Consider the following 16,433-nt stretch of genomic DNA (forward strand, 5'->3'; position numbering starts at 1 on the left):
GGTTCCTTTCGTCAGAGGCCGAGGTCGCGCTTGCGCCCCAGTGACCAATCGATGCTGCCACCGCTCCTGGTGACGCCAGAGATGTGTTGACCAAGCTTGTGTTCGATCTCGCGGGACCAGGGCACGAGTTGGAAACCACGCCCGCCATCGGGGCTAATTCCCTCGATCACGGCGAAGCGACCGGAGGAGAGCGCAAGCTGGCGGCGATAGGTACCAGAGACATGTTCCCCGGCCTGAGGTTTCAGATGCGCCATGCCGGTTCCGGTCGCGAGTTCCGTGCCTACGGCATCGAGTTCACGCCGGCGCAGGGTATTGAGCAGATTGCGCTGCAGGACGATGCGCTGGCTTTCCCGCCGGGCGAGCCCTTCATCTGCGAGATGTTCGGCCCGCGCGTCCATCGCCTCGCGGACCTCGCGGCCGAAACCACCTGTGCCGAGCGGCATGGGTTCGCGCTCGACCAACCTGTGATCGAGCCAAGTCGCCCCCTGCGCGGCGATCTGGCTCTTAAGGTCGAGGTCGGAACGATTGGCGAGAATGATGGTGGGCCGTGGATCGTCCGGCCCGCCAAAGCGGCGAACCTCAACGATGCCGCCGATGGGCGGCGCATTCTCGAACGCCTCTATACCGCGCAGCCGGACGTGATGGGCACGGCCGTCCGTGCCGTCGATCACAGCATAGGCTTGGCCGCTCAGCTCGTCATGGAGACCTTTGTCGACCAGCCTGCCGATGATGGGCGGTCCACCCCTGCCGGCGTCAATCGTGAAATCGGTGACACCTCGCTCCTCGCCGAGTCCTGCAAAGGCTTTGTGCATGGTCTTGATGATGTCGCCACGCTGGCCGAGTTCGCGCAGGGTCCGTTCCGCACCGGGTTCAACAAACCATTCCCCGATGCCTGCATCGGCGGCGAGCCCAAGCTTTTCGAGATGTCGCAGGCGCGCAACCAGCAGTCGGCGGAGTTCAGGATCGTCCGGTCCCTTCGCCTCGGGTCTCAGGTCGATATAGCCCAGCTCATTGGCCTGACGCGCGATCTCTCGATCGAGCCGCGTCCAGCGTTCGGCATCGACCTCACGGGTAAGGCTGGATCGGATCTCGTGTTCGGGTTTGGGGCCGAGTTCGGCATCGACAAGTTCTTCGGCTCGGCCGCGCAAACCATGGCTGATATAGTCGCGCGAGATGACAAGATCGGCGCCAGTTTCATCGATACCGCGTATAATGAGATGTACATGCGGGTTGTCGGTGTTCCAGTGATCGACGGCGACCCAATCGAGGCGCGTGCCAAGATCGGCCTCCATCTGCCTGACCAGATCGCGGGTAAAGGCACGCAGGTCGCCCATGTCGGCGGCGTCTTCGGGGGAGATGATAAAGCGGAAATGATGCCTGTCGTCCTGGCAGCGATCGGCGAAGGCGAGATCGTCGGTGTTGTCGGCCCCAGCGTCGAACATGACGCCTGCTTCGCCGTCACGACTAACGCCCTCGCGCTTCAGATAGGACAGATGTGCCGAGATCGGTGCGGAGCGGAAAGCACGGCCTTGGTGACGGGCAATACGCGCCTTGGCGACAACACGACGATGTGAGCCGAAGAGCCGGTTTCTGGAGATAACGTTGCGGCCGCGCCCGAAGGTCGAGCGGCCGGGTGCACCGCCGCCACGCCGCAGTTTGGCAGTCGCCCCGCTGCCGGTCGCATTGCTTGCTCGTTTGGCGGCGCGCAGCACCTGGCTGATGAAGGGTTTGGCCCGTTGGGCGCGTGTCGATCGTGGCCTGCCAGGGCGGATGCGGAACTCGTTGTCGTTATCGCTCATGCGCGCCTCCCGAGGGACGAGGCGGGGCCGCCCATACAAGCTGCCTTTGATTTTGCTGACAAAATTGCCCATGCGTATGCACGACCGACCGCCATATGCGCAAAATACCAAGCCATTCCAATGGCTTGACAGTGGTTTGCGCAGGCGCTTTTACCTTGCCGTATTCCAGTCGCCGTGCCCCTTTCGGCGGGCGACCCTTCCTTTCCTTTCCGGCACTCCGCCAAAGCACGAAATCCTGCGAGAGTGGTCATGGCGCACCCGCAGAAGCTGAGCGCACGGCAAACAACACCTCGCCCGAGGATGGCGCAAGCGGATTGGGCGACACGAGAGGTGCAGCAGAAGCTGCGTTCGCGCTGCCGTCTTTCTGCCGTGTCGGTGCAGATTCAGCGCTACGAGGAACCGAAACGAAGAGCGGTGCATCGCGCCAATCAGTGACGCTCGGTGAACCAGCGAATGTGCTGGGCGCGAGCGGATCGCCGCCGAGAAGAGGAACTAGCGCGGCGACATAGGCGCGCGTCTCGGCTGGCAGTTCCCGACCGGATTCCAGGTATTCGTCGTAGCGTCGGGGGCCGCTATTGTAGGCCGCGAGCATGGCGCCGACATTGCCGTAGCGATCCCACATGGCGCGCAGATAGGCGGTGCCTGCGTGGATGTTGTCGCGTGGCAGGAATGGATCGTCTCCAAGATGATGGACGTCCCGCAATTCTGCCCAGGTATCGGGCATGACTTGCATCAGTCCGAGCGCGCCAGCTGAGGAAACAGCGAGAGGATCGCCGTCGCTTTCGACGACAAGGACGGCACGTACCCAGGTTTCAGGTATGCCGTAACGCTGTGCGGCCTCGGCAATATCGGCGTCATAGGAGAAGTCGATCTGCTGCCCCGTAACCTGCACCGTCTCGGCCAGAATGGCTGGCGCCGGTGCAAAGCCGCAGGCGAGGCCGGAAAGAAGAAGCAGGAAGGTAGGGCGTCGAACGGCGGGAGACCGTCCAACGCCTGCAGGATGTTGAGCCTTCACTTGTCGGCTCCTTCGGACCGCTTGGTCCGCTGGTCGTTGGTGTGCAGACTCCAGGCGGTATCGTCATTGTCGCCATCGCGGAACAGATTGGCGCGCAGCCAACCAAACAGCGGGCTGTAAATCTCGACAGAGACGAACTCGCCGGCCTTTTCGCCGACATGTGACCAACCCGCGCCGATGTCGCGGCCGTCTTCGCCACCGAGCAGGATGCGGTAGGCGGGCGCGTTCTCGGCCTCTGAAGGTTTGGCCGGGACGAAGGTGAGTGGCGCGTCGATACCAAGCCCCTCGAAGCGCCCGGTGAAGCCCGTTTCCGTGCGGGTGAAACTGCCAAGATCAGCCATGATTTTGTCTCCTGTGGTTGATGGTTGGGGGTGCTCACGGCTCCAGGGCCGGATCGGTAAAGCGCCAGCGAAAGTGGCCGTCGCCGTATTCGTCGGTGTAGAGCGGTGTCACGCGGGCGGTGATCGAAGCGCGCGGGAGCGGCCCGAAATACCGACCGTCGAGGCTGTCGGCCGCATCCCAGTTCATCAGGAAGACTTCGTCGTCGCCGAGCGTGCGACAGCCCTGCCATTGCGGCAGGTCGCGCCCGAAGCTGTCGCTTGGCTGCGCATCACCATAGGCGTGATCATAGGCAATCACGGTCGTACTCCGACGGCAGACCTCGGTGCCGGGCAGCGCCAGCACACGCTTGATGAGCGGCACGCCACGCGGCAGGTAACCGCGCGCGTCGAGGAAGACGGCGAGGTCGTCGGGCGGCAGCACTGCGACCAGATCCCCGACATTGATCTCGTCGACCGGGTGCACGGAATAGAGGCCGACCGGCACACTGGCCGAAGCGTTAAAGATCAGACGTGGCGCATGGCTGGTAAGGGCGGGTACGACAACCAGCGATGCGCCGCAGAGCATGGTCAGTAGTATGTAGCGGCGCGGGATCATGGCAGGATGCTCCGGCGCGAAAGCCAGGCATCGTGCTGTTCGCGGGTATAGAGGCGAGCGTCGGTGGAGGCGGTCAGGCGATTGTGAACATGCCGCCAATAGGCGGGCGCAGCATCGGCAGCATTGATGCCGAGCGCCTCGATCACGTCAATGATCTGAAGCACACGCTCGACCTTCGGCCAACCGTTGAGCTTCAGAAGAAGATCGCCGCCGGGGCGGACGAAAGGCAGCGTCTGGAACGGCTCGCCGCGACTGATTGTCCGCAGGATGTCGATACGGGAAACGACGGTGCCGTAATCGTTGGATGCCCAGCGGACGAAGGCAAAGACACTGTTCGGAGCAAAGCCGACGACACGGTTGCGCTGATTGATCGCATGTTTGTAGATCGTGCGGCCGAAGCGGATGCGGTGCTCGATCCGGCCTTCTTCCCAGGTCAGATGGACGAGTGTGGTGAAGGGCGGCGCATCATCAGGAAGCGCGTGGCCGCCCATGCGGCCCTGCTCAAAGCCTTTCATGGCGTCTCTCCTTCGGTCGGGGGAAATTCGCGATCGAGGGGAAGCCCGGGCGTGGTCGATGCAACATCCTGCGTGTCAGGATTCCGGGGTGATTTGGGGCCGTCGGGTGAAGTTCGCGAGCTTGTTTTCTCTGCCAAACTGAGGTTGTCAGCAGTGTCGCGGATGGGGTTTTCCACATCGCGCGCGCGCTCTTCAATGTTAGATTTATTGTTAGACTCTAAGTTAAGAGCGCGAAACGTCGTTTCAGGCCAAAGCGTTAGCTGGTGCTTTTGCGTGAGATCTCCCGAAGGGGTTGCGTGCGATCTCCCGAAGCCCTTTGCGTGTGATCTCCCGAAGGTTTCCACAGCCTTATCCACAGGGTCTGTCGATGAAAGAGCAGGCAAGATGCGCAGCATTTCGCGACGACCATTGCGCTCGATGCCGAGGCGGTAACCTGGAAGCGGCTGCCGAGCCGCGATGCGGCGAAGCTGGAGCGCGAAGTCTGAGGGACGCGCGAGGCTGCCTGATTTTTCGTGCAGATGGTGGAGGTCGAAAAGCCAGCCCTGTGGCTGCCGGCCGGCATGTTTGCGGGCAACACGGTAAAGCCAGCGTTCGATGCCACCTTTGAGCCGGAAATAGGTCGGGTCGATGGCGAGGACCAATGAACGGTCGATGACGCCGCGGTAGAACCAGTCGGGCAGGACGAGTTCCATACCCTCGACGCGGCCGTCACGGCGGGTAAGTTCTTCCCATTCGTTCACCCAGGAGAACTGGTGTCGGCGCCAGTGTTCGCCATTGCGGATGGTGGTACGGATCGAGGTCGATTGCAGGCGCGTAAGCGCCGCTTTCAGGAGCTTGTAGTCGCTGGCTCCAGTTTCCCGGCCTATCGCTGTGAGCAGGTGATAGGGCGTGAAACGCAGGAAGCGGGAAGTCTTGAGGTCGAGATTTTCTGCCTCGACGATCTGCCCCGCCGCCCAGATCAGGATGTCTGCATCCCAGATGGTAGCCATGCCGTGTTCGGGGACTGCAAAGACCTCGACCCGCACACCGCTGGTTTCATAGAGGATCGGCACGGTTCGCCGAGATTTTGCCAGGGAAAAGAAGGGACGTTCCATCAGATCTCTCTGGTCGCGAGGGCTGGCGTCGCCGGCAGCGATCACGAAAGGATCAAGGCGGGCGCGTTCGGAACTGGGAAGACGGCGGGACATGCGCAGTGCTGCCTCAGCGGATCGGGCGGCCGGACGACGCATGATGTTGCCGATTGCTAGGAAGGGCGGGAAGTACACTGCCACGTGGATCGGAGGTCGAGGCAACGGTTCCACGCTCGGCCCAGGCTTCGAGTTCGTCGATCGCATAGACCACGCGGCCCCCGAGTTTGCGAAACAGCGGCCCGGTTCCATAGGTCCGGTGCTTTTCCAGTGTGCGTGGGGAAAGGCCGAGGAACGTCGCGGCTTCCTTCGTGCGCAGAAAGCGTGGCGTCAGGAGAGTGGGTTTGGCGTACATGGATGCCTCCGTGGCTCTGGGGGATGCCACTCAGGACGAGTGGCGGTCAGGGGCCACAGTGTCGAAGCAAGTACGCAAAGAGAGTGGGGGAATTGATGGGGTGTCGAAATTCCCCACCCTGACCCCGGAAGTGATCAGCGGCGTCGGCGGAAGCGAAGGAGGTGGAGATAGCCCCCTGCGATCATGGCGGAGCCGTCCCGGATGAGATCGCGGACGACATCACGCAGCGGTGCGTTTTGCCATTGTTCTGCTGCGACCCGATCGGCGCCGAACAATATCTGCGCGATCTCGCGCTGGCTGGCCTTGTGCTGGCGAGCGTCAGCCACGCGCAGCATTGTCTTGAGACGCCGTCGCTGTTGGGTGGTCATGCGCTGATCGGGAGGAACGCGGTAGCCGAAAAGATAGCGCAAAAGACGGTCGAGCGCAGCCAAACGGTCCAGCCCGTCGCGGTCGAGAGGGATAATGGCAGTTAGAGGGGTATCCGGTTTTATGGATGCGCTTGCGACCAGATGCAGGCTTGGCGCTATTTCCCGCAGCAGCAGGTGAAGCTCGCCGGGGGCAACGCGCAATTCTCTGGCGAGGAAGGCGCGCAGGGTAACACTACCCTCTCCGGGCGCAACGAGGCTGCCCGCCAACCGCAGAACCGCGGTGTTGGCAGTTTCGCTCCAGAAGACAGATTGGTCAGTCGCAGAGAGGCAGGGTTGGGCTGCGAAATCGAAGCCCCCAGCGTCGTTCCATTTTTTCAGGCAGTGGATTTTCGAGGCGATCTTTCCGATGCAGATCTCGAAAGTCGGTCTGATAATCGCGATTACGCCTTAAGCATTCCCATGCCAGATCATCGACGCTCGCATGATCCATAAAATCATAGGCCGAGTCGGATCGCCAATGCGACGTGTCGGGTTTCATGTTACTCCTCCAGCACCTACGACTAACACACGTCAAAGGGGAAGATGATCCGGTTGTCTCATGTGTTGGGGAAGTGCCCGCCGCCGCAAAGCGCTTTCGCCCACCGGCAATGCGGTGGTTCAGTTTGGACGGCCGAGGCGGAGAATCTTGTAGCCATGCTCGGTCATCCAGCGGGCGCGGGCCAGGTGACTTGAGTGAACCCTTCGGGCGCGCTCGGGTTCAGCGCAGGGGTCGATGCCGAACAGGATTTCCACGGCCTCTTTCCAATCGGCACCGTCGGCCTCGGCATCAAGCAACCGACAATACAACTTCACATGCGCCCGGTCGTAGTCTGTGAGCAGATCGCCATCGGGCGCTTCATCATGAAAGGATTGCGTCGCCACTGCGTCTTTCCTTCCATTGGGCTGGACTATGAAATGGCGGACACCTTATCGCAAAGATGTGATGGGTAAATGTGGATTCGCCGGTAAGGATACGAGTGGAACATACTCGTGACATGGCGGAAAGCATGTCAGCGGCGGGCCTTTGCATGCGATACATCCATCATCACTCCGATGTGAGGGCCGGAATTGATGAAGACGATGCCTGCCGCTTCAAGGGTTCTGCGAACCCTGTCGGATGTGCTTTCATAGACGCGCTCGTCATTGACCGACTCCATGCGCTTGAGCGCGGTCAGCGAAATGGCGGCCTTGTCGGCGAGCATTTCCTGTGTCCAGCCCAGCAATGCGCGCGCGGCCCGTGTTTGGTGAGCGGTAATCATACATGATCACCTCCCACCGGCACTGATCAGCGCGCCAGAACTACGGCTATAATAGTCGTAGTTGGCAAGAATATCGAGCTATAATCGGCTTCCAGGCACTTGGTTCTGGCGCAAAAGGGACGCAGTGATTCGAGAACCTGCTAACGGTAAAGGCATGCCTGATGGCGTTGTTTGGGGGTTGAGCGGCTAAAAGCGGCCGCGACCATGTAGGCGGGTACTTCCATGCGCGCGGCGATGCGCTGTGAGCATGGGAAACCCGGCGGCTTACACCGCCGGGCCCAGGGCTTCCCACTCAGAACGGGATGTCATTGTCATCGATGAACTTGCCTTCGTCGTTCTCGGTCTGCTTGGCCCGGCTCAGGAAATCGACGGTCTCGGCGATGATCTCGCAGCCGTAGCGGTCAACGCCTGCCGTATCAGTCCATTTCGTGTAGTGGAGGCGGCCGCGCACCAGAAGCCTCATTCCCTTCTCGCAATGCTCCTGGACCGTTTTGCCGAGACCATTGAAGCAGGTGATGCGGTGCCACTCGGTGTCCTGCACCCGATAGCCGTTTTCGTCGCGGACCACGCGGCCTTCCGAGTAGCGGGGACGAGAGGTGGCCAGAGTGAAGCGGGTGATGCCGGTGCCACCCTGGGTGGTGATCGTTTCGGGGGCTTGACCGATGTTGCCGGCGAGGATGACGATGTTCTGCATTGTAAGTCTCCGTTGCTTCTCGGAGGGACCATCCCTCCGACGAGACCCGGCCAAGGCCGTCGAGAGACTCCTGCAACTGCCGCCACCGGCGTCAGCTTGCCCCTAAGGCCCGGAGTGGTGCGGGCAGGCGCGTCTCGCGCCAACACGGTCCGGAGCCGCGGGGGTTGCTGGTGGAAACCGAACGGACTTAGGGGATCAGTCAGGCGGAGGGAATGGCGCTTTCGAGTGCTCTTTGGAGACGCACGCAGAACAGGCAAGCCATCAGGCACCAGCATGGTGTTCCTTTGAAATCGATAGCGCAGAGAATAGGCTCTCAAATTGCTTTCCGGCCACCGCTGCCTTTCCCGCTAGAAGGCTGTGGGGTGCGGCTTTAAGAATGAAAATGATGTCAGGTGCAGGACGCAGCTTAGCGTCGGATGTGTCGAACAGTTCGAGGCGCGGGCCAACAGCACTGTGAGAATTTGCAATGAAGATACGCGCGGCTGTCTTCGTGAAACCGCAAGTGCCGATTGACTGACATTGATCGCCGGACTGTGCTGGGATGTCACCGACGACAGGTTTTCCATGGCCTTGCAGATTGACGCATCATGGAAGATCAACATTACAACCCTCTTCTTTATGATGACACGCAATGTCCTATATGCCGCAGTCATTATTCAGGCGAAACGTTTGGCTCCTGCCACACATGCGACGACGACCACGGTGGATGCGATCATGGTCCATGCAATGGGTTCGCCTAGAAAGATTGCAGTCAGCAGAAAGCCGAAGAAAGGTTGCAGGAGTTGTAACTGTCCGACCCCGGCGATGCCGCCCAGCGCAAGACCACGATACCAGAAGATAAAGCCCACCAGCATGCTGAAAACCGAGACATAGGCGAGGCCGATCCAGGCGGGGGCACCGATGGTCGTCCACGTATCGGGCAAGGTGAACAGGGCGATCGCTGCCATGATCGGAAGTGACAACAGCAATGCCCAGGAAATGACTCGCCAACCACCTAGCCGTCGAGAAAGCGTTGCTCCTTCGGCGTAGCCGAGACCACACACCAAAATTGCGGCAACCATCAGCAGGTCGCCGATCAGCGTGCCACCATCGCTGCCGTAAAGGGCAAAACCCGCCACCGCCACCGCGCCGATGACGGAGAAAATCCAGAACGGGGCATGCGGTCGCTCGCCTCCGCGCAGCACGCCGAAGATGGCCGTTGCGAGCGGCAACATCCCGACAAACACGATCGAGTGCGCTGCACTAATATGCTGAAGGGCAAATGCGGTCAGCAGCGGATAGCCGACGACGCCACCGATCGCCACCACTGCCAGCGAAAAGAGATCCCGGCGCTCGGGCCAAGTCTGACGCAGCGCGAACAGGAAAGCCATCGCCAGCAATGCGGCAATCACCGCGCGGGCGGAGGTGAGAAACATTGGCGACAAATCCGCTACGGCAACGCGCGTGGCCGGCAGCGATCCGCTGAATATGATGACACCCAGGAGGCCACTGCCCCAACCCGCGCTTGTTCGTTCCATATGTCCTCACTTTCCTGATGCATCGCAATAGCGGTTTGCATCTGGCCTCGACAGAAACAGTGAGATACAATTCTCATTATTTGTATGGGTAGGGTAACCAATACAATTGGAGACAGCATTGAGCGTGGGCGACGACAAGATGACGCGGACAGAAACCTTGATGAACACCGTCCGCACCAAAATCGCCAACAGGGCACTCAATGCCGGAGACCGCTTGCCCTCGGTTCGCCGGTTCGCCTCAACCATGGGCGTCTCGCCGTCCACCGTGGTTGAGGCTTACGATAGGCTGGAGGCAGAAGGGATCATCCGCGCGCGGCGCGGCTCCGGCTTTTATGTGACGGGCGCTGATCTGCCGCCGATGGCCCTAACTGAAATGGGGCCGGTGCGCGAACGCGACGTCGACCCGTTCTGGGTTTCTCGACAATCGCTTGATGCCGACCCATCCGCCCTCAAGCCGGGCTGTGGTTGGCTGCCAGCGGACTGGATGCCGAATGCTGCATTGCGCAAGGGATTGAGAGCGCTTGGTCGAGCGGACAACACATTGCTGTCCGATTATGGCAGCACGCGCGGTTCATTGGCCTTGCGCCGTCTGCTGCTCGGCCGATTAGCGGAGGAAGGGATTACGGCGACGGCGGATCAGATCATGCTGACCGGATCGGGAACGCAGGCCATCGACCTGATCTGCCGTCTGCTGTTGCGCCCCGGCGACACCGTGTTGGTCGACGATCCCTGCTATTTCAATTTCCAGACATTGTTGCGTGCCCATCAGGTCAGGATCGTTGGCATTCCATTCACACCCACCGGTCCAGACGCGTCGGCTTTCGAGCAAGCGCTGATTGAACAAAATCCCCGCATCTACATCACCAATTCGGCTCTTCATAACCCCACCGGTGCAAGCCTCTCGCCGCAAACGGCATATCGTGTACTGAGCGCCGCTGCGGCTCATCGGCTGACGATCGTGGAAGACGATATTTTCGCTGATTTCGAGCCGGCGCTATCGCCGCGTCTCGCCATCCTCGACGGCCTCGATCGCGTCATCAGGATCGGCAGCTTCTCCAAAACGCTCTCGGCTTCGGTTCGATGTGGTTATATTGCCGCTCGGCCGGACTGGATCGAAGGGCTCGTTGATCTGCAAATCGCAACCAATTTCGGCGGCCCCAGCCCGATCGCGAGCGAACTGGTCGCGAGCGTCCTGGCCGGCGGAACCTATCGCAAGCATATGGATGAGATACGCCAACGTCTGGCGAGGGCCAGAAAGGAGGCAATCGCGCGACTGGAGCCACTTGGACTTGTTCCCTGGACCATTCCGCGCGGCGGGTTTTACCTTTGGTGCCGCTTGCCCGTCGGGTATGACTCCACGCTCATCGCGCGACGCTGCATGGAAGAAAATGTCATTCTTGCGCCGGGAAACGTGTTCAGCGTCTCGCAGTCCGCAGCGTCGTTCATCCGCTTCAATGTCGCGCAACTCAATGACGAGCGGGTATTCTCGGTCCTCAAACGGGCGATGAAAACTGCTGAACGATCTAGGTCTGCTGGCTTGTGAGCATTCTACATCTGAGCAATGCAGATGCGGAAGGTCCGTTTCCAAGTCTCATTGGTGTTGCAGCGATCGTCCATAATGGGGCCGTATGCGGACGGTCTGGTTTCGACAAGCACTGGCGGTAAGCTGCCATTCCAGTTCGCACCATAGGCGAACTTTGTATCGTCAACTCACGACCCCGTTGCGGCAGTTCAGGATGGTTTTCCCACCGCCGAAACCTGCCGTTCGTTCCGGACCACTCGAGGGGCAGAGCTGGATCACGCTAGGTGCCTGGCCGCTTTAGATTGCCAACGCCGAAGCGCACATTCGTGCTGGCGAAGCGAACCGCTTCGGCGGCAGCGCGAGCGCACAGATGACGACCGGCTTCCCCGAGTCCCGCGCCTGGATGGCGCAGAAGGCGTTCCAAGGTGTCGCTCAAGACCGGGTCCGGGGTAGGTGCCACGGGTGTCGCTGAGGCGGTGCGGCAGGCGGCCACCAACCCTACCTTGTCTTCCTTATCAACGCCGGCGGTTACCAAGCGGCCGGTCGCAAGGAGACCTCACCGGACGACGGCGGAGTTGTTGCTTCGCTGACTGCGCCACTTTGGAGATCGTTAGACGACCGCTGGGCGACTTGAATGATTTTGCCCCTGATTGGTTCGATAATGGGATGCGCCAAAGGCGCTCCGTCCGTATGTTGTCGGCACATCGAGAGCCGACTAGTAGCGATGCTGACAGGGGGGACACGAGTGTTTGACGATTTTGGTGAGTTCGTTCAGCTGGACCGGACCTTCCACGACCTCGCCGTGAGAGAGGAGGAAGGCAAGGATGCCGAGCTGTTCCGGCTGATGCTCCGCGACAAGCCCACGCAGTGGTCCGACCTGCTGGAGGAATCGCGCGTCGTCCTTCTTTCCGAGGCGGGATCGGGAAAGACCGAAGAGATCCGGCACGTCTGCCGCGACCTCCGGCTGTGCGGGAAATACGCCTTCTTCCTACGCATCGAGCACTTAGCACAGGATTTTGATGCATCCTTCGAGGAGGGAACGCCCGAGGAATTCGATAAATGGGTCACGTCCGGTCAAGACGGCTGGCTCCTTCTCGATTCCGTCGACGAAGCCAGGCTGAAGGACCCCAAGGACTTCGAGCGCGCGATCAGGATGATCGGCCGCAAACTGCGCGGCGTGCTGCAGCGCGCGCGCATCGTGATCACGAGCAGGGGCGAGGCCTGGCGGCCGAAGACCGATCTCCTCCTCTGCGAGACGCACCTGCCATGGACTCCACCGACAATCGCGCCCGAAGTCGACCAAGATTCGGACGAAGCCTTCATGACCAGCCACGGCGATAGCTCCCATCGACGAAAGTCCATCTTCCGCATGGTCGCGCTCCAAGATCTGGCTGGCGATCAGGTCGAACACTTCGCAAGGGCCAAGGGCGTCACCGACATAGCCGCTTTCAGAAAGGCGCTGGACCGGGCAGAAGCGTGGGTGTTCACCACCCGTCCGCTCGATCTTGCCGAGACTGTCGAGTTCTGGCTTGCGAACGACCGCGTCGGTTCGCGTCTCGAACTGCTGCGCGCCAGCATCGACAAGCGCCTGGACGAGCGCGACCAGGACCGCGCGGATGCCAATCCGATCTCAAAGGAGCGTATCCGCGAGGGTGCGCGTCTCGTCGCTGCTGCCTCGACCCTATCGAAAGCGCCGGCGGTCCGCGTCCCCGACGGCCAGAAGAACGATCGTGGGCTCGATATCAAGCAGGTGCTCACCGACTGGGACGATGCCGACTGCCGCACGCTTCTCACCAGGCCGATCTTCGATGAGGGCATCTACGGTACGGTGCGGTTTCACCACCGGTCGGTTCGGGAGTTCCTAACTGCCGAGTGGCTCCATTCGCTTCTCGTCGACGAAGGATCGCGCGTACGCGTCGAGAACCTGTTCTTCCGACGGCAGTACGGCGTCGAGGTCGTCGTCCCGACAATGCGGCCGATCCTGCCGTGGTTAGCGATTTTGGATCAAAGGATTCTCGACAGCGTCATGCGCCTCGCCCCCGAGGTCCTGTTCGAAGGGGGCGACCCCACCCACCTGCCACTGGAGGTGCGGATCCAGATTCTGCGGGAGTCCTGCGAGCAACTGGCCCAACCTGCCCATGGCCGCAGCATCACCGAATACTCGGCCGTACAGCGTTTCACGAATCCGGATCTCGCCGACGTGATCCGCGAACTCCTAGAAAAGCATAAGGACGATGACGACATCGTCTGGTTCCTGCTGCGGATGGTCCACCAGGGCGAGATCACGACGCTCGCGGACAAGGCAAAGCACTACGCCCTAACCTCTCGATCGAAATACACGCGCATCGCCGCCATCCGGGCCGTGATCGAGGTGGGCTGCCCGCAGGACGCTGCCGAGGTCCGCAAGGCGTTCGTTGCCGAAGCGCCACCGCTCCGGCGGAGCTGGCTGGGCGAGCTTCTCGAAGGACTCGGCCGGACGCCGACCGACGTGGAATGGCTTCTCTCCGCCCTAGCGCTCGCGGCGCCCAAGGAGCAATTCGAAATCGATCCGCTCTCCAACGCGCTCGCCGGTTACGTGGCGGCGCTACCGCCAGCCCTGCTTCCAGCACTCCTCGATGGGGTTGGCAAGCTGTTGAGCCGAACGCCCGTCATCGAGAAGCGCCACTGCGAGATCTCCAAGCGATACAGTTGGCTCGGTCCGACCGCCGGCCAGATCCTCGCGCGGATGATCCGGGGTCAAGACCCAGCGATGCTGAAAAAGTTGCCTCTGTCGATCTTGCGAAAACTCCCGATTGCTGAGGACTACCGGAGCGGCGTGTTCGAGGAGGTCCGCAACGAGCTGCCGCAATTAGTCCCCGGGTGGCCCCGACTCAATCAAGCACTGTTCTGGAACTGCATAGCCGAGGAGCGGGCGCGCCAGAAGCGCAAGAACGGCGAACGCCTGACCGACTACTGGCAAGTGTCGATCTTCGGCGCCTACTGGGCCTTCAACGGCTCCGACTTCGACTACATGATCGAGCAGATTGGCGGTCGCCCGCTCAAGGACGACAAGCTCGTGGCGCTCACGCTCGCGGTTTCCCTCTATCAGCAGAACAACCGTCCGCGTGCATGGCGGGAACGCCTCAAGACGGCGTCGGCGATCGATCCCGAAGTCGAGAGCGAGCTCGTGAGGCTGCTTAACCCACCGAAGGACGCCGCCGGCAAGTTCAAGCGACGGCAGGCCGCTTGGAAGCGCCGATCCGACAGGGAGGCTGCGGAGCAGGACAAGGCAAATGGGCGGGCCAAGAAAATCCTGGCGAGCCGCGTTGCTACAATCCGTGACTTCGGCAAGCCAGGCAAGGTCTCCAACGACCAGTACTATCTCCACGAGCAGATGCGGAGTGACGATAGCCAGCATAACTGGTGGACCGACGGGAACTGGCGTTCTCTGATCGTGACTTTTGGCGAGGACGTCGCGCGCGCGTTTCGTGACGGTGCCGTCGGCTACTGGCGCCAGAATACGCCGCAGCTACGCTCGGAAGGCGCGGTCGCCAACACGACGCCGTTCACGACGATCTTCGGGCTCACCGGCCTCTCCATCGAGTCCCGGGAGACTGACGGCTGGCCGTCGGCCCTGAACGCGACCGAGGCGGAGATCGCGACCCGATACGCCCTGCAGGAGCTGAACGGCTTCCCGCCTTGGCTGCCCCAGCTACACACGGCGTTCCCGTCCCAAGTCCTCGACGTCATCGTCAGGGAGATCAGGCACGAACTCTCGACCGAGACGCCCGAGGGCGAGAGTCACTACGTACTCTACGACATCAGTTGGCACGGCGACTGGATATGGGACCAGATCGCGCCGGCGCTGTTGCCCGAGCTAAGCGGCAAGCGGGTCAACACCAGGAATCTCGGTTACCTCCTAGCCATCATCAATCGCTCCTCTGTCGACGACGGGACCGTCGCCGCGATCGCGTCGGGGAAGGCCAACGCAACGCGCAACCTCACCTTCTCTCCGATCTGGTTCGCGACCTGGGTTGGCGTCGATCCCGATGCGGCGATCCCCGCGCTCGCGGCTCGCTTCGCCAGCATGGAGGATCCTGCCGAGCAGACCAAGCTGGCTCTCGCCTTCGTCGTCGCCCTTCTCGGCGGCCGTTCGCAGGAGGGCCGCGCGCGGCAGGCCTTCCGAACCGTCGAGCACATGAAGTCGCTTTACCTGCTGATGGCTCGATACATCCGTCAGGAGGACGACATTCAGCGCGCCGGCGCAGGCGTCTACTCGCCTGGCCTGCGTGACGACGCCCAGGACGCGCGAGACGCGCTGATCGCCTTCATTCGCGAAATGCCCGGCAAGCCGGCCTTTCTCGCTCTGCTTGAAATGGCGCGTGCCCACCCAGACGAAGAGAGCAGGCCGTGGATGGGTTTTCATGCGAAATCCAAGGCGGCCGCCGACGCTGACATTGACGCGTGGACGCCTTCGCAGGTGCGGGAATTCGGTAGGTCGCTGGTAGCGACTCCTGCCAACCACCGCGAACTCTGGTATCATGCCATCGACAAGCTGGACGCGCTGAAGCACGACCTTGAGAACGGCGACTCGTCGATAGCGTCGATCCTCCAAGCCGTGGACCAAGAGACCGAGTTCAGGAAGTTCATTGGCGGATGGTGCCGCGACCACGCGGCAGGTCGCTACGTGGTCCCGCAGGAGGAGGAACTCGCCGACGCCAAGCGCCCAGATCTGCGGTTCTTCGGCGTGGGCTTCGACGCCCCCGTGCCAACCGAGCTTAAGCTCGCCGACAAGTGGACCGGTCCACATCTCTTCGAGCGTCTCGAGATCCAGCTATGCGGGGATTATCTCCGCGATGTTCGCTCTAGTCGCGGGATCTTTCTCCTCATCTATCTTGGAACGAAGTTGTACTGGGATTTGCCGAACGGAAGGCGCGCTGACACCTTCGAAATGCTGATCGACGAGCTTCAGCGTCACTGGACGCTAATCTCCAACGACTATTCCGGCATCGAGGACATCCGCGTCGTCGGCATTAATTTGACCCGACGGGGCATCGACGCCAAGGCTGCGAAGGCTGCCAAGATGGCGGAAAGAAGGAAAAAAGAGGAGGCGCACCAAGACGGTCGATGATCTGGATGATCTCGGCGCGAGCGTTGAACAACCGAGATGACGGCGCGTTGCGGATGGAGTGCGGCGGCCACCGGAATGGCCGCCTACCCAGCTTCGCCCCCCAGAAGCGGACAGGCAGCAATCCACCCCGATAGAGACCTATATGAATCCCTTTGACCGTCCATCCCGGGAAGGATT

The 16,433-nt window shown here is 61.4% G+C and carries 16 protein-coding genes; 2 read left to right on the top strand and 14 right to left on the bottom strand.

The genetic code is table 11. The annotated features are described in order from the left end of the window. Positions 1-11: 11 nt before the first annotated feature. The 13 genes from ACFPLB_RS12785 to ACFPLB_RS12845 form a co-directional block, all read right to left on the bottom strand. A complete protein-coding gene (locus tag ACFPLB_RS12785) occupies positions 12-1,799 on the bottom strand; it encodes a relaxase/mobilization nuclease domain-containing protein (RefSeq protein ID WP_378230202.1) in 1,788 nt (595 codons plus the stop codon). Between the two features lie 247 nt (positions 1,800-2,046). Continuing rightward, on the bottom strand, positions 2,047-2,814 hold the full coding sequence (locus ACFPLB_RS12790; RefSeq protein ID WP_378230204.1) for a lytic transglycosylase domain-containing protein: 768 nt from the start codon (positions 2,812-2,814) through the stop codon (positions 2,047-2,049). After that, positions 2,811-3,155 (bottom strand): DUF736 domain-containing protein, encoded by a 345-nt coding sequence (locus tag ACFPLB_RS12795; RefSeq protein ID WP_378230206.1) that lies wholly within the window; start codon positions 3,153-3,155, stop codon positions 2,811-2,813. Before ACFPLB_RS12795 ends, ACFPLB_RS12790 begins: the two co-directional genes overlap by 4 nt. 34 nt (positions 3,156-3,189) lie before the next feature. Then, positions 3,190-3,750, bottom strand: a complete 561-nt coding sequence (locus tag ACFPLB_RS12800; RefSeq protein ID WP_378230207.1) for a S26 family signal peptidase — start codon at positions 3,748-3,750, stop codon at positions 3,190-3,192. Further along, positions 3,747-4,265 carry a DUF2840 domain-containing protein gene (locus ACFPLB_RS12805; RefSeq protein WP_378230209.1) on the bottom strand — a complete coding sequence of 173 codons (519 nt, stop codon included), beginning with the start codon at positions 4,263-4,265 and terminating at the stop codon, positions 3,747-3,749. Before ACFPLB_RS12805 ends, ACFPLB_RS12800 begins: the two co-directional genes overlap by 4 nt. Continuing rightward, positions 4,262-5,452, bottom strand: coding sequence for a replication initiator protein A (locus ACFPLB_RS12810; RefSeq protein ID WP_378230211.1), 1,191 nt, complete (start codon positions 5,450-5,452; stop codon positions 4,262-4,264). Before ACFPLB_RS12810 ends, ACFPLB_RS12805 begins: the two co-directional genes overlap by 4 nt. A gap of 13 nt (positions 5,453-5,465) precedes the next feature. Then, positions 5,466-5,747, bottom strand: a complete 282-nt coding sequence (locus tag ACFPLB_RS12815) for a helix-turn-helix transcriptional regulator (protein ID WP_378230276.1) — start codon at positions 5,745-5,747, stop codon at positions 5,466-5,468. Between the two features lie 134 nt (positions 5,748-5,881). Further along, the gene (locus ACFPLB_RS12820; protein WP_378230213.1) at positions 5,882-6,382 is read right to left on the bottom strand and encodes a DUF2285 domain-containing protein; all 501 of its coding nucleotides are present in this window, start codon (positions 6,380-6,382) and stop codon (positions 5,882-5,884) included. Positions 6,383-6,428: 46 nt separating this feature from the next. Further along, entirely contained in the window at positions 6,429-6,653 is a 225-nt protein-coding gene (locus ACFPLB_RS12825; RefSeq protein WP_378230215.1) for a transcriptional regulator domain-containing protein, read from the bottom strand. Positions 6,654-6,772: 119 nt separating this feature from the next. Continuing rightward, the gene (locus tag ACFPLB_RS12830; RefSeq protein WP_378230217.1) at positions 6,773-7,036 is read right to left on the bottom strand and encodes a DUF2285 domain-containing protein; all 264 of its coding nucleotides are present in this window, start codon (positions 7,034-7,036) and stop codon (positions 6,773-6,775) included. Positions 7,037-7,164: 128 nt separating this feature from the next. Continuing rightward, positions 7,165-7,413: a helix-turn-helix domain-containing protein gene (locus ACFPLB_RS12835; RefSeq protein WP_378230219.1), complete on the bottom strand. Its 249-nt coding sequence runs from the start codon at positions 7,411-7,413 to the stop codon at positions 7,165-7,167. 292 nt (positions 7,414-7,705) lie between these two features. Beyond that, entirely contained in the window at positions 7,706-8,107 is a 402-nt protein-coding gene (locus tag ACFPLB_RS12840; protein WP_378230221.1) for a single-stranded DNA-binding protein, read from the bottom strand. 656 nt (positions 8,108-8,763) lie between these two features. Beyond that, positions 8,764-9,624, bottom strand: coding sequence for a DMT family transporter (locus ACFPLB_RS12845; protein ID WP_378230223.1), 861 nt, complete (start codon positions 9,622-9,624; stop codon positions 8,764-8,766). A gap of 160 nt (positions 9,625-9,784) precedes the next feature. Here ACFPLB_RS12845 and ACFPLB_RS12850 point away from each other — a divergent pair, with 160 nt between their 5' ends. Beyond that, positions 9,785-11,167 carry an aminotransferase-like domain-containing protein gene (locus tag ACFPLB_RS12850; protein ID WP_378230278.1) on the top strand — a complete coding sequence of 461 codons (1,383 nt, stop codon included), beginning with the start codon at positions 9,785-9,787 and terminating at the stop codon, positions 11,165-11,167. A gap of 259 nt (positions 11,168-11,426) precedes the next feature. Here ACFPLB_RS12850 and ACFPLB_RS12855 read toward each other — a convergent pair whose 3' ends face one another. Beyond that, the gene (locus ACFPLB_RS12855; protein ID WP_378230225.1) at positions 11,427-11,582 is read right to left on the bottom strand and encodes a hypothetical protein; all 156 of its coding nucleotides are present in this window, start codon (positions 11,580-11,582) and stop codon (positions 11,427-11,429) included. Positions 11,583-11,891: 309 nt separating this feature from the next. On the opposite strand from ACFPLB_RS12855, the gene ACFPLB_RS12860 reads away from it, so the two are divergent. Then, complete coding sequence (locus ACFPLB_RS12860) at positions 11,892-16,256, top strand: hypothetical protein (protein ID WP_378230227.1); 4,365 nt, start codon at positions 11,892-11,894, stop codon at positions 16,254-16,256. Positions 16,257-16,433: the final 177 nt, after the last annotated feature.

It is taken from the genome of Aquamicrobium segne (assembly GCF_042656785.1).
GTDB lineage: Bacteria > Pseudomonadota > Alphaproteobacteria > Rhizobiales > Rhizobiaceae > Mesorhizobium > Mesorhizobium segne.

Bases quoted from the DNA above. Each gene is read 5' to 3' on its own strand.
- ACFPLB_RS12850 (WP_378230278.1), top strand. From the start codon at position 9,785: ATGAACACCGTCCGCACCAAAATCGCCAACAGGGCACTCAATGCCGGA.
- ACFPLB_RS12795 (WP_378230206.1), bottom strand. From the start codon at position 3,155: ATGGCTGATCTTGGCAGTTTCACCCGCACGGAAACGGGCTTCACCGGG.
- ACFPLB_RS12815 (WP_378230276.1), bottom strand. From the start codon at position 5,747: ATGTACGCCAAACCCACTCTCCTGACGCCACGCTTTCTGCGCACGAAG.
- ACFPLB_RS12810 (WP_378230211.1), bottom strand. From the start codon at position 5,452: ATGTCCCGCCGTCTTCCCAGTTCCGAACGCGCCCGCCTTGATCCTTTC.
- ACFPLB_RS12825 (WP_378230215.1), bottom strand. From the start codon at position 6,653: ATGAAACCCGACACGTCGCATTGGCGATCCGACTCGGCCTATGATTTT.
- ACFPLB_RS12840 (WP_378230221.1), bottom strand. From the start codon at position 8,107: ATGCAGAACATCGTCATCCTCGCCGGCAACATCGGTCAAGCCCCCGAA.
- ACFPLB_RS12835 (WP_378230219.1), bottom strand. From the start codon at position 7,413: ATGATTACCGCTCACCAAACACGGGCCGCGCGCGCATTGCTGGGCTGG.
- ACFPLB_RS12845 (WP_378230223.1), bottom strand. From the start codon at position 9,624: ATGGAACGAACAAGCGCGGGTTGGGGCAGTGGCCTCCTGGGTGTCATC.
- ACFPLB_RS12785 (WP_378230202.1), bottom strand. From the start codon at position 1,799: ATGAGCGATAACGACAACGAGTTCCGCATCCGCCCTGGCAGGCCACGA.
- ACFPLB_RS12800 (WP_378230207.1), bottom strand. From the start codon at position 3,750: ATGATCCCGCGCCGCTACATACTACTGACCATGCTCTGCGGCGCATCG.
- ACFPLB_RS12805 (WP_378230209.1), bottom strand. From the start codon at position 4,265: ATGAAAGGCTTTGAGCAGGGCCGCATGGGCGGCCACGCGCTTCCTGAT.